At 46.7% G+C, this 13,083-nt stretch carries 8 protein-coding genes; 5 read left to right on the top strand and 3 right to left on the bottom strand.

The window, feature by feature from the left end; genetic code table 11:
- Positions 1 to 73: 73 nt before the first annotated feature.
- Positions 74 to 1,969, top strand: coding sequence for an ATP-binding protein (locus ACFMKP_RS06420; RefSeq protein ID WP_382290122.1), 1,896 nt, complete (start codon positions 74 to 76; stop codon positions 1,967 to 1,969).
- 276 nt (positions 1,970 to 2,245) lie between these two features.
- Positions 2,246 to 3,667 (top strand): glutamine synthetase family protein, encoded by a 1,422-nt coding sequence (locus ACFMKP_RS06425; protein WP_382290124.1) that lies wholly within the window; start codon positions 2,246 to 2,248, stop codon positions 3,665 to 3,667.
- A gap of 61 nt (positions 3,668 to 3,728) precedes the next feature.
- Here ACFMKP_RS06425 and ACFMKP_RS06430 read toward each other — a convergent pair whose 3' ends face one another.
- Complete coding sequence (locus tag ACFMKP_RS06430) at positions 3,729 to 4,547, bottom strand: expansin EXLX1 family cellulose-binding protein (RefSeq protein WP_382290126.1); 819 nt, start codon at positions 4,545 to 4,547, stop codon at positions 3,729 to 3,731.
- A gap of 241 nt (positions 4,548 to 4,788) precedes the next feature.
- Here ACFMKP_RS06430 and ACFMKP_RS06435 point away from each other — a divergent pair, with 241 nt between their 5' ends.
- A complete protein-coding gene (locus ACFMKP_RS06435) occupies positions 4,789 to 7,218 on the top strand; it encodes a hypothetical protein (protein ID WP_382290128.1) in 2,430 nt (809 codons plus the stop codon).
- A 44-nt stretch (positions 7,219 to 7,262) separates the two neighbouring features.
- Here ACFMKP_RS06435 and ACFMKP_RS06440 read toward each other — a convergent pair whose 3' ends face one another.
- Entirely contained in the window at positions 7,263 to 8,447 is a 1,185-nt protein-coding gene (locus ACFMKP_RS06440; protein ID WP_382290130.1) for an MFS transporter, read from the bottom strand.
- A gap of 399 nt (positions 8,448 to 8,846) precedes the next feature.
- On the opposite strand from ACFMKP_RS06440, the gene ACFMKP_RS06445 reads away from it, so the two are divergent.
- The gene (locus tag ACFMKP_RS06445) at positions 8,847 to 9,998 is read left to right on the top strand and encodes a DNA/RNA non-specific endonuclease (protein WP_382290132.1); all 1,152 of its coding nucleotides are present in this window, start codon (positions 8,847 to 8,849) and stop codon (positions 9,996 to 9,998) included.
- A 55-nt stretch (positions 9,999 to 10,053) separates the two neighbouring features.
- Here the strand turns inward: ACFMKP_RS06445 and ACFMKP_RS06450 are convergent, their stop codons facing one another.
- Entirely contained in the window at positions 10,054 to 10,938 is an 885-nt protein-coding gene (locus ACFMKP_RS06450) for a roadblock/LC7 domain-containing protein (RefSeq protein WP_382290134.1), read from the bottom strand.
- 302 nt (positions 10,939 to 11,240) lie between these two features.
- Here ACFMKP_RS06450 and ACFMKP_RS06455 point away from each other — a divergent pair, with 302 nt between their 5' ends.
- A complete protein-coding gene (locus tag ACFMKP_RS06455) occupies positions 11,241 to 12,989 on the top strand; it encodes a diguanylate cyclase (RefSeq protein ID WP_382290136.1) in 1,749 nt (582 codons plus the stop codon).
- The last annotated feature ends 94 nt before the right edge of the window (positions 12,990 to 13,083 follow it).

Genomic DNA, 13,083 nt, shown 5'->3' on the forward strand with positions numbered 1-13,083 from the left:
ATCGTTGGGCTTCTCATACTACAATAGGGCTTAGACCGAAGGCTTGAAACTTGAGTTGTGAGGGCGATACCCTATGCCTCAGAAACTGAAATGGCCACTGACCAGCGCTTGGCAACGCCGTTTGATCAAAGCGACCCGCCGTAAAGATGTGACGCTTGAGCAATTTCCAGTTGGTTTGGTCTGGTTTCAAGGTTCTCAGGTTTTTTTCAATCAAGCAGTTACGGCGATGATTGGCTATAGCAACGCCGAAATTACCACTACTGAGCAATGGTTTCAACTGTTATATCCCACCGAGGCTGCTAGCATGCGCCAATTGTATGCAGCTGCCTCAGCATCGAGCTTGGGCCAAACAATCCAAGGCTTTATTGTTAATCGTCAACGCCAAAGCTGCCTTTTAGAATGTACATTGGCGGCTCATGGCCAGCGCCAAGTGTGGTTGGTGCGCGATATTACCGAGAGCAATCGGCTTGAGCGCTTGATGCTGCAAACTGAGCAAACCGCCCATGTTGCTGGCTGGGAAATTGATCTGCGCACCAACCAAGTCTATTGGACGCGCGAAATGTATCGAATTTTAGATACCTCGTCGCTTGAATACACGCCAACGATCGAGAATCAGAATTTTTTTCATACCAATGCAACGCTTATTCAGCTTGAGGCAATTTTTCGCCAGATGATCGAGCAGCGTGGTTCGTTTGATCTGAGCCTCGAAATGCGCACCTTTCGTGGGCGCATGTTTTGGGGGCGTTTTACCGGGCGCGTCGAGCTAGAGTTTGGCCAGCCCATCAAAATCTATGGCTCGTTGCAAGATATAACTGAGCATCATCAATTAACCGATGCGTTGCGCATGGCTGAGCGCGATTATCGCACAATCTTTGAAACGACTAAAATTGGCATTTTTCGGATCACGCTTGATGGCCGAGTGTTACGGGCCAATCCGGCCTTGGTGCGCTTAGCAGGCTTTGCTCACGAACATGAATTGGTCGATTACGTGGCCGATCTCAACACGATGTATGTTGATCCCGAGCGCTTCGAATATTTGCGCGAGTTGCTGCACAGCCATGGCGGGTATGATGAAATTGAGTCGGAAGTCTATCGGCCTGCGAATGGCGAACGGATCTGGATTAGCGAAACCTCGCGTTTGGTGTATGCAGATGATGGGACTGCGCTCTATGCAGAGGGCACGATTCAAGAAATAACAGCGCGCAAACAAGCAGAAGAAGCCTTGCGCCATGCCCGCGATGCTGCTGAAGCCGCTAATCGGGCCAAAAGCACATTTTTGGCCAATATGAGCCACGAATTGCGCACGCCGCTGAATGCGATTATTGGCTATAGCGAATTGCTGATGGACGATACCGATTTTAGCGATCCCAGCATGCTTGACGATTTTCGCCATGATATTGGTCAGATTAACGATGCAGGCCATCAATTGCTCAACTTGGTCAATGATGTGCTTGATTTGGCCAAAGTTGAGGCTGGTAAATATCAAATTGCTGCCGAAACGTTTGATTTGAATGGATTAGGCCATGAATTGATTGCCACCATTAGCCCAATGGCCTATAAAAATGCCAATAGCCTCGCGTTTGAGCCAAACAAACAATTGCCATTAATTCATACTGATCGGGCGATGCTGCGCCAGATTTTGCTTAATCTGTTGAGCAATGCTGCAAAATTTACCAACCATGGCAGCATCAATTTGAGTGTGAGTTTTGACCCAGCTAGCCAGCATGTCCAATGTCGGGTGAGTGATACCGGCATTGGCATGACCAACGAGCAAATATTGGGTTTGTTTGAGCCGTTTACCCAAGGCGATGCCTCGACGACACGGCGCTATGGCGGCACGGGCTTGGGCTTGGCGTTATGTCGCCATTTTATTGAGCTATTGAATGGCACGATTCAGGTTGAAAGTGTGTTTGGCCAAGGCTCGATTTTTACCATTATTTTTCCATGCTTGGTCGAAGCGGCTGATTAGGCAGATTGCTACAATGAATGTTTCGCCTACAACCCGCCATGTGGCCTCTAGCGGCAAGCAATTAGCAAAGCTTTTGTGCAACTTGTACAAATAGCGCAATTTAAACTTTGGGTAGATTACACAAGTTCTGGTGTGATGGGATTGCGTATAATGCGACCTAGTTGAATGGATCGCGCGTTCCTTGGCCATATCCCTGAATGTTCCAAACCCACTACGAAGCCTCCATGCTCGCGGGACACCGAGTATGGCTTTGTTAGTAACAAAGGATGACACACCATGACACTTCGCGACTTTCTCGAAATTCCCTACGAAGAGTTGGAAGAACTGAACCTCGCTGCCAAAGCTCAACGGGTTGCCCGCACGTCATTGGGCAAGTTGCAAGAAGAGCGCATGCGCTATTTGAACGACGAACGCCGCATCAAAGCGGTGACCGTTTGTTTCACCGACCTTGAAGGCCGCTTGCACATGCTCGATTACGACAAAAAATTCTTGTTGAAATCAGCTGATAACTTGACCTTTGACGGCTCTTCAATCCGTGGTTTCTCGCAACAATCAGAATCTGACTTGCGCTTGGGCATCGACTGGGGTGCATTTTACTGGTTGCCAGCAGACATCTTTGGGCCTGGTAAAGTGTTGGTGTTTGGTCAAGTGCTCGAACGCGATGGCTCAGTTTATGCAGCCGATTTCCGCGCGCGCTTGCAAGCCTACACCGCTGAATTGTTGGCTAAAGAAGGCATCGTTTGTAATGTTGCTAACGAGATTGAAGGCTTCTTGTTCAAGGGCCGTAACGCTGAGCAACACTACCGCGATACTGGTCACTTCGATTTAGTTAGTACTGGTGGCTACTACAACTCATTGCCTGGCGATCCGCTGCGCTTGTTCATTGATGCTGCTGCTGAAGCACAACGCGCAATGGGCTTTGAAAATGAAAAAGATCACCCAGAAGTTGCGCCTTCACAGTTCGAAATGAACTATTCCTACACCGAAGCCTCAGTCGCAGCCGACCAAGTGTTGCTGTATAAATTGATTTGTCGCCAATTGGCCTACAAACTCGATTTGACCGCCAGCTTCTTGCCCAAGCCCGTAACTGGGGTCAACGGCAGCGGTATGCACACCAACATGTCATTGGCCAAGGGCGATACCAACTTGTTCTACGATGCCAACGGCGAAGAAGGCTTGTCGGAATACGGCTGGAATTATGTTGACCGCATTTTGACCAGCGGCTTGGATCTGTGTTTGCTGTTGAACGCCAGCGTCAACTCCTATCGCCGCCTCGACCCACACTACGAAGCGCCAAACCAAATTAAGGCTTCGGCAATCGACCGTGGCTCCATGGTGCGGATTCCATTAGGCAATGCTCGTTCAGCACGGATCGAAGTGCGCTCGATTGCTCCCGATGCCAACCCATACATGGCGATTTACGCGCTCTTGAAGGTCGGCTTAGAAGGGCCAAAGGCCGATTTGTCAGTTCGCAAGGGCGCAAAAGTATTGCCCGATAACATTTACGATGCAATCGAATCGTTCCAATCGAGCGAAATCATCGCTTCAGTTTTGGGCGAAGAAATTCAAGCCAAATATGCTGAACTGAAGACGGCCTCAGCTGATCGCTGTCCACATCGCTTGGGCACGTTGATCAAGCGCTCGGAAGTTCAATTCCACCACGAAGTAACCAACCAATACCTCTGGAGCAAGTTCTAAATTTTTGGAATGAGTTACAGTCAAGGCCCAGTGCAATTGCGCTGGGCCTTAGTGTTTTTAGCTATTTCCGCGTATACGGCAGCCAAACGTGGTCGGTCAGGCTTTCGGGTGGAAAGGTTGGGCGCGGCGTGGGGCTTGGGGTCGGCGTTGCTGAGCCTGGCGGCGCAACATAGGGGAACTGCTGCTGGCCTGGTCTCGTTACGTTATCGCCTAGTGCAATATTCTCATCAACAATCACATTGCCATAGACATCGGTGGTGCGAAAGCTATAGGGGCCAGCACCCATGCCAGTTTCGGCAATAAAATAATTGAAAATAAAGCGCGGAGCCACTTTATACGGCGCTTGGCCCATCCGATACTCAAATTTGGCAATTGCATTGCGATGATTGCGCAGATGCACCGCCGTCCACCATTGATTGCTACCATCTTTAAAATGATAGCCAACCTTGCCAGTGGTGGCTGGATTGCTGATCAATTGCCAGCTGATTGGCACAATTCCATCAACCCGCCGCGCAATGCGATCGAACGCTTGCGGGCTAAGGTCGATATGTCCAGTTTGGCATTCAGGGCAACGGTCAGTAATTTGCACTGTGACCGATCCCAAGGGGCCAGTAATTTTAACCATCGCGCCACAATAATCCGCCGTGGCATAATCGGGATTATTCATCGCGCCAAACAACAAATCGCTTGGTAACGGCAAGCTACAGTTGCCCAAGCCGGTTGCAGTGTAATAAGTGGCCTTGCCTTGGCGCAGCGCCCATGGATTGGTGATTGTGGCTGGGCTTTGGGCAAAGCTTTGTTGCTGCCACGCATAACTCCCAAGCACAATGATTAACAAACTTGCGAACAATAGCCAACGAACCATGTGTCGAGTGTGCATACGAATGACCTTTAACTAATAATTAATAGTTGCACTCTACGCAATGCTGTCGTTGCTGTCAAGTCGGGCTAAAATTAATCCTTGCATAATCATCAATTCTAGGTTATGGTTGTCATAGCCTATCAAATGAATACTATTAACCTCACCGCTGATTAACCCAACACTAAATTGATTCTCGCCACCAAAATTAACTGATTCCCAACATTTAATTATAGTTAAAATAATTAAGGAGGATCTGATAATGAATGGTATGCAAGCCCCAGAACACCGCGATGAAACGGTTGCTACGTATATGCTGCAAACATTGACCCGTGATTGGAAGACATTAGATGATTGGTTTGTATGGCCACCTGATATTTTTGCTTTTACCTCGCTTCTTTTGAAAAAAACTGGTATTTATACCTTGGTAATCGATTTACCTGATGGTGAGAAATGGCCCAATAATAACGACGAAATTATAAGTAACCTGATAGGCTCGCATACTAGTTATGAAGATGTGTTTAACTCAATTCAAAATGAATGGTATACATGGATCGAAACTGATGAGAAAGAGATGCCCAAAATATTATTTTTTATTAAAGAAAAAATAGAAAGCCTATATGAAAAAGTTACAGTTAACGATCTTTATCGACTCACGGAAAGAAATGGTTCCAGTGATGGGACATTTGATAAAAATACTTGGGAATTGTGTCAAGTTTTATTGTGTTTGCATATGCTAGCCGATCAAGCTTGCGCTGGAATGGGTACACCTTCAGCAAACAATTGGGTTAAGGATGATAACAAAATTGTTCATGGCATTGCCAATATGTTCTTAACATTGCATGGGAGTTTATCACGATTACCAATCTTGACAGTCCGTGTATTACCAAAAATGCGCACATCCCGATCGGGAATAACACTTCGATCACTATCGCATCATGTAACTGCACATCGAACCGAAGTCGATATTCAATGGCGAACTATGCCTTGGGTCAATATTGACGATAATACACTTAATATTTTGATTATTCCCTGGCCATATCATATTAAGTCATCAGCATTTTCACCAAGCAACTATACGGTTAATCGTGACACAAAAGAACGTACCCGATATTTTCAATATCGTGGTACGTCGGAAGATTTTACGCCATCAGCTTTGATTTCAATGATTGTAGATTCACAAAAGCATGTTCCACGCATTCATTTGATAGTTTTCCCTGAAACTGCTTTAAATGAAGAGAATCTCAACGATTTATTACAAGCTTTGCAAAATAGCGAACATCTTGATCGTACTAAGTTACCAATGGTGCTGGCAGGTATTTATCATCCAACCTCAGAGCGCTCAACTGAACTTGGCCGCAATAAAGTGATTCTTGCCACTTTTTTTGCAGGTAAATGGTACAAAATGGGTCAAGATAAACATCATCGCTGGAAATTGAACCCACCTCAGATTCGACGCTATGGGCTTTCAGGGGTTTTAGGTGGTGAGAGTGATTGGTGGGAGGCGATTCATATTCCAAAGCGCCGCCTATCAGTTTTGGCTCCTAATAATTGGCTCACCCTTTGCCCCTTAATTTGTGAAGATCTAGCTCGTTTGGAGCCAGTCTCAGAGCTTATTCGTGGAATTGGCCCAACCTTGCTGATTGCGTTGCTGATGGATGGCCCGCAACTTAAGTCGCGTTGGCCCTCACGCTATGCTACGGTTATGGCCGATGATCCTGGTACCTCCGTTTTATCGGTTAGTTCATTAGGTTTAGTTCGGGTTTCGCAAAATGATAAAGGCGAGTCTGGCTCGAGCGTTATTGCTCTATGGAATGATCAAGAATATGGACTTAAAGAGATTTCAATCGATGACACTGAATCAGGCGGGGTTGTATTAACTATCTCTGCTGTTTGGAATGAAGAGATAACTGCTGATGGTCGGAGTGATGCTAAAAACGCAGCAGTATTTACATTTCAAAATACTCACCAAGTTAAAAGTTATCCTAATTATAAGATTGATGAAGAAAATCGTAATGATGAGATAAATGAAAGTGATAAAAATGACTTACAGGAAATATCACTATTTTCTCTATTTATTGATGCAGCATTTGAATTGAATATAGAAGAGATTGAAAAAATAACAAAATGGATGACTCGCAAAAAAGAATTTGATAGTGAATGTGGAATAATTGAGAAAATGCAAGAAAGTTTATATAAAATTATAGATGACGAATATAAAGCTATTATTGTAAGTAGAACAGGCGATCATGAAGATCTTGAGCCATATATTGAATGGGTTGTTGAATTTATGATAGAGATAAAAAATAAAGCAGTAAATAATGATATATATCAAGTATTTATTGATGTTATAGAAAGTGTATTAGAGAAAGTTGACGAGAATGGTTTTATTGATATGGTTTTTGATAAAGATAATTTAAGTATTAATTACAATAATGGCGAAATTAATGTACTAAAATGGTTTAATGAAAATGGAAACTGGGGCTATACAATTCCAAAAGCTCGTAAGATCCGAATAGTTATTTATAGTTGTTTAGCGATTTTATGGACAATTCATACACGACTCAATCAATTACGCAAATCTGGTGCTTTCCATCATAACCATGCGCTCTTATCCCATCGAATCGAACAATTATGGGCGAGAAGATACGATGAGAAATGGCTTTCAGCTCGTCAGCGGGAAAAAAAATAAAGAAAAATCCCCAGCATGGCTGATCCATGCTGGGGATTTTTTGTTTAAACCTGGGCGGCTGGCTTGAACCAATTCAATTTGAGGCCTAGCCCAACGACCAAGGTTGCTAAACCAATGCATGTGCCAGCCACAATAAAGACCAGTTGTGGCCCTGAAACATCGAACATATAGCCGCCAGCTTGGGTTGCCAACAACGGCGATAAGCCGCCGCCGATGGCGCTAATCAGGCCTTGGGCCGTCGCCAGCAAGTTGGTTGGAATTCGCTCGGTAATCAGGCGAATAATTGCAACTGAATACAAGCCAAATCCACACGCACGAAACATGCCAATTGGAATTAACATCCAAGCTTCGCTGACCATACCGCTGCCAATAAAGCCCAGCCCAAGAATCAAGGTGGCAATGGCTAGGGTTTTGGCCGTGCCAAAGCGCGCAATCACCTGATCGGCCTTCAACATCACTGGCACTTCGGTGCTGGCAATCACACAGGGCAAAATGCCAAGCATCATTGTGCTGCCACCGCTGAGTTTTTGAATCAAATTGCCATCGAACATCGAAACCATGCTGAAGGCTGCGCCGACCAAACCCGTGATAATCACAATCGCGATAAAGGCTGCATCGCGCGGCGCTTTGGCTGGCTTGACGGTGGTTTTGCGCAATTCTGGGGTGTGATCAAGGCTATTGGCAACAATCGCAACCAAGCCTGTCATACACCCAGTCAAAATAAACATGGTTGGATAGCCTGTTTTGGCCCACCAAATGCCGCCTAATAATGAAGTAACTGCATAGCCAACCGACCCCCAGAGCCGCAATTTGCCATACGCCAGCTGATGGCGCACCGCCATGCCCGCAATCATACTATCAGCCAAGGGTGCGATTGGGCCGCGAGCCACTGCCAACATAACCATCACTGGCAAGATCGTCAAGAAGCTGGTTGGAAACGCCAAGGCAATTTGGCTCAAGGCGGTGAATGCCAACATGCTGAGCAATAATTGCACATGCCAGCCCCGCCGATCAGCCGTTGCTCCTACCAAGGGATTAAATAACAGCACCGCCAACGGGCTAATTGCCCCAAACATGGCAATTTGTTGGCCACTTAAGCCAAGGTTGGTAAAGTACACATTGATAAATGGCACGTACATGCCAACGCTCGACCAAAAACACAAATAATATAAACTACCCCGAACCCCGGGCCGTGCATTCGACCGCCAGAGCGCCAAACGGCTGCCCATACGCTGACTCCTCATAGATTCCAACAGGATTCCGCCGTGATTCGTAAGCTCATGCTGGGAATTTTGGGCATACAACAAAGCTGACGAGCGCTACGCCTGCCTCGCCAGCTTCATTGCCGCGTTTTTGCATCTGTAGATTGCAAAAAAACGAGCGCTTTCTGGAGCAACTCGTTTTTGCAAAGCATGTGTCTTACTTCACGTCTGTAACGATACAGCTAATTTCTAAAATTGCAAGTATGATCATATAACAGCTTTGTTGTAGTTCTATATCCCCCATACAGGTGAGGCCAGCGCCAAGCAGGATTTTGGTGGTCATGCACCGCTGATTTATGCCTAGACAGCTATGGTACAGTATGCAAGCTATTCATCATACTTTCATTGCGAAAGGACATTGCTGTCATGACTGGTCTGCGTCGGCTTTTTGGTCTGCTCATTTTAGGACTGTTGGCGCTGGGCCTGCGTCAACCAACCACCCAAGCGGCTCCCAACGATAGTTTACACCTCACCTTAGGCAACCCGAGCAATGCGGTCAGCGATCCATTGGTGCCAGATAATTATTTAATCGAACGCACCCAATATGCTATGGCCTACCAACGCGATGCTGGAATTCCAGCTTGGGTTAGTTGGCACTTGGAAGTGCAGGATCTTGGCAGCACCTCACGCGGCGATTTTGTGGCCGATTCGAGCCTGCCAAGTGGTTGGTATCGGGTCCAGCCAGGCGATTATAGTGGTAGCGGCTATGACCGTGGCCATATGATCCCCTCAGGCGACCGGACTGTCTCGCGAGCTGCCAACGATCAAACCTTCATCATGTCGAATATGATTCCCCAAGCGCCTGATAATAACCAAGGCCCATGGGCCAATTTGGAAAATATGTGTCGCACATGGGCGCGGGCTGGCAATGAACTCTACATTATGACTGGTGGCTATGGCACAAAAGGCACGATTGCCAGTGGTCGGGTAAACATTCCCGCCTTCACCTGGAAGGTGATTGTTATCCTGCCTGTGGGGAATGATGATGCTAATCGCGTCGCCGCCAATACTCGGGTGATCGGCATTTGGATGCCCAACAATCAAGGAATTCGCAGCAATGCTTGGGAGCAATATCGGGTCAGTGTCGATTATATTGAAAGCATGACTGGCTTTGATTTTCTCTCAAATGTGCCAACGGCAATTCAAAATTTTGTTGAGGCCCAAGTTGACGGCTCGCCAGCGGTAACGGTCACGCCAGGCACTGTTAGCCCAACCGCAACCCGCACGGCCACGGCGACCCCAACGGCAACTCGCACGGCCACCCCAAGCCTAACGGCAACCCAAACTGTTACGCCAGCAACAGTCTCGGCGACGGCCACACGAACGGCTACGCCAGCAGTGAGCGTCACCGCTAGCCCAACCGATAGTGGTCCGCCAAGCTTTACTTTTACCCCAACGCCATTGGCAAGCGCTACTCCAAGCATAACCCCGATTGTTAGCGCGAGTGCCACGCCCTCAGTGAGTGCAACCGTGGTTATTCCTCAAGTACACATCTTCTTGCCCTACGTTGCTAAATAGCTAAAAAAACGGCATCCCGCTACAAGCTAGCGGGATGCCTCGATTGTAGGTTGCATTAGGCTGCCAATAGCTCGGTCAATGGGCGCTCCATATCAGCGACATTCAGCCAAAAAAGCCCAAGGTTGGCATGTGGTTGGAGCAAGGTAATCAAAATATGGCTATGAACTGGGCGAATAATGCACAATCCTTCAGCAGTGCGAATAATGCTTTCTTCGGTTTGGCCTAAAGCAGCGCTGTGGGCTACTTTATCGGCAATGCGTAACCATGGCCCGCTAATCGCTGCCAATTGTTCAGGGCTAATTTTGGCTGGCAAGGTTGAAACTAGCAGTTCGCCGTTGGTGTCGATTAAGGCTGTGCCAATAATGTCGTGATTGGTATTCAGCGCAAGTTGCTCAAACAGGGCTTGCACTTTGCTCACTTGATCAAACGTTGCGGTGATATATTCTTTTTGCACAGAGCTGTTGGTGGGCAAACTGCCACCCAAGGCGGTCATGATTCGGTGGATTGATTCTGATTTATGCATGTTGTAACTGTCTACTATGTAATGGTTTGAACGATTTAAGGCAGTGCGAAGGTGGTCGGATACGGCTGCTTGCTGCGTTACCAACAACATAATTGGCCCAGCAACCGATTGTTGAAGCTGATCGGCAAGCTCAAGCATCGCCTCATTATCAGCACTTGGATCAATTAATACAAGACAACCGTTGACGGTTTGGGCAAGCTCATGAATGATTGGGCTAGCACTCGCAGGAATTCCATACCATACCGAAGGTTGTTCGGCGTAGTCCAAATGGCCTATATCCATGAGTACGCTGCTTTGGCTACTCTGGATGTTTGCTCCATCAAGCTCGTGACTGCTCCACGTGTCACAAATCGACTGAATAAATCTGGTTTTCGGCTCTGCTTCAGCGCCAACGACCAAGATGCGCTGGGTTGTCATTGCTGCGATGCTCCTTGATTGGCGTTGATGTTGGCAATTGAGCGTCAAGCCGTTTCAAAAATAGCGTTTAAATGCAGTCTAGATCAATTGCTTAACAAAATTGCTTACGCTCGCAAAACTACTCACGTACGTTGCGAAAAATCTCCCGAAAGCGGTAGATTTTACCAAACATTGGTTGCACCATTGAGGGGATGGTGCAAAGATTATGTATATGTTAAAGTTTTTATATTGATCGCCGCATGTGCGATCACACTGGATTGGATCAATCCAGAGAGCAAGAAGTTTGCCAACGAAAGCACACTATGGTTGTCTCACAGCAAATTCAGCAAGAATTAAAACGATCTACCAATCCTGCTCGTACTATCGATTTATTAAATGTATGGGCGGCAAATTTACGTCACATCGATTTAGCGCAAGCATGGAAGATAAATTATCAGGCAGAGTATCATACGCGCAATGGCCTATTTGCCCACACGCCCTATTATCAAGGCTTGGTTGAAGCATGGTATTGGCGTGGCAAATTTTATAGCGTGCATAAAAAATATGCTGAAGCATTAAATTGTTTTTATAAAGCACTCGAATATTGCGATTATGTGAATCCCAATATCTTTGAATTGAAAAATCCTGCTGCAAGCTATTACCAAGATGCTCCCGACCAATTTATTGATAATTGGGTCGATATAATGACATTACATAACATTTTAGGCGTAACTTTGGCGTTGCAATCGCAGCTTGATGCTGCCTTAGAGCATTATCTGATTGCTGAAGAAATTGCGATCAATACTAATAATGAATGGATGCAAACGATTCTGAATAGCAATATTGGCTATTTATATCGCGTTTTAGAACAACCAATGGAAGCAGAAAGTTATTTGCAACGCGCATTTCAACGCCTGCCAGCCCAACTTGAAACCAAAGCCCAAAAACGCTTGTATGCCACGATGCTGGATAATACTTGCTGGGTCGCCTTGGAATATGGCCAATTGTACGATGCCTTGATTTATGCTAATGCCAGTTTGGAGCTATACCAGGCGCTTAGTTGGTCGCAGGGAATTGTTGAGGTCTTGAATATTTTGGGCGTGGTCTATCAGCGCTTTGGGCGCTCGGCCCAAGCTATGGCCGAATTTGAAGCTAGTTTTGGCATGGCCCAACGGCTTGGTTTTCAAGAAGATATGATTTTTTCCTTGATCCAGCGTGGTATCCTAGTAGCAAGTCAGCACGATTATGCGCAAGCGTTGGCGTTTGGGCAGCGGGGTTTGGCGCTGGCAATCGATACCAACGATCTTAGCCAACAAGCAACGGCGCATAGCGCTTTGGCCGCTATCTACGAGCAAATGGCCGACTATGCCAACGCTATCCAGCATTTCAAAGCCTATCATCATTTGCGCGAAAGCTTGTTTAACGAACGCTCAGACCAACGTTTGCGCTTATTGCAAGTAAAGCATCAGGTGCAGCAAGCCCAACAACAAGCCCGCTTGTATTATCAAAAAACTCAAGAATTGGTGGCAGAGATGCAAGAACGTGATCGGCAACGGATTGAATTGGAACGCTTGGCAATGACTGATAGCCTGACTGGCCTGTACAATCGCCGCCATTTTTTGGTTTCGGCTCAAGTTTTGTTAGAACAAGCCGCGCTGGCTGGCAATTCAGTTGCAATTATGCTGTTTGATATTGATCATTTTAAGCAAATTAACGATCAGTATGGACATCATGTTGGTGATCAGGTGCTGCAATCGATTGCCACAACTGCCCAAGCAGCCTTGCGCCAGTCCGATTTGATTGGCCGCTATGGTGGCGAGGAGTTTATTGTGCTGTTGAGCCGCGTGACCAAGGCTGAGGCACTGTTGGTTGCCGAACGCTTGCGCAGCGCAATCGAACAACAACGGTTAACCTATGATCAACAGCCAATTAGCAGCTCGGTGAGCCTTGGTTTGGCGTTCTGCCACGATCATGCCGAAATTCCCTTGGAGCAGTTGATTCAGCAAGCAGATCAAGCGCTGTATCAAGCCAAGGCTGCTGGGCGCAATAATGTTCAAACCTTTGGGGCCTAAAATTGAAAAGCGCTCCTACAATGTACTGGTTCAATTGGATTATCAACCATGTTCCCTCACCCCCCGACCCCCTCTCCCACTGGACGCGGGCGAG

This window comes from Herpetosiphon sp. NSE202 (assembly GCF_042688385.1).
GTDB lineage: Bacteria > Chloroflexota > Chloroflexia > Chloroflexales > Herpetosiphonaceae > Herpetosiphon.

Bases quoted from the DNA above. Each gene is read 5' to 3' on its own strand.
- ACFMKP_RS06420 (WP_382290122.1), top strand. From the start codon at position 74: ATGCCTCAGAAACTGAAATGGCCACTGACCAGCGCTTGGCAACGCCGT.
- ACFMKP_RS06425 (WP_382290124.1), top strand. From the start codon at position 2,246: ATGACACTTCGCGACTTTCTCGAAATTCCCTACGAAGAGTTGGAAGAA.
- ACFMKP_RS06430 (WP_382290126.1), bottom strand. From the start codon at position 4,547: ATGCACACTCGACACATGGTTCGTTGGCTATTGTTCGCAAGTTTGTTA.
- ACFMKP_RS06435 (WP_382290128.1), top strand. From the start codon at position 4,789: ATGAATGGTATGCAAGCCCCAGAACACCGCGATGAAACGGTTGCTACG.
- ACFMKP_RS06440 (WP_382290130.1), bottom strand. From the start codon at position 8,447: ATGGGCAGCCGTTTGGCGCTCTGGCGGTCGAATGCACGGCCCGGGGTT.
- ACFMKP_RS06445 (WP_382290132.1), top strand. From the start codon at position 8,847: ATGACTGGTCTGCGTCGGCTTTTTGGTCTGCTCATTTTAGGACTGTTG.
- ACFMKP_RS06450 (WP_382290134.1), bottom strand. From the start codon at position 10,938: ATGACAACCCAGCGCATCTTGGTCGTTGGCGCTGAAGCAGAGCCGAAA.
- ACFMKP_RS06455 (WP_382290136.1), top strand. From the start codon at position 11,241: ATGGTTGTCTCACAGCAAATTCAGCAAGAATTAAAACGATCTACCAAT.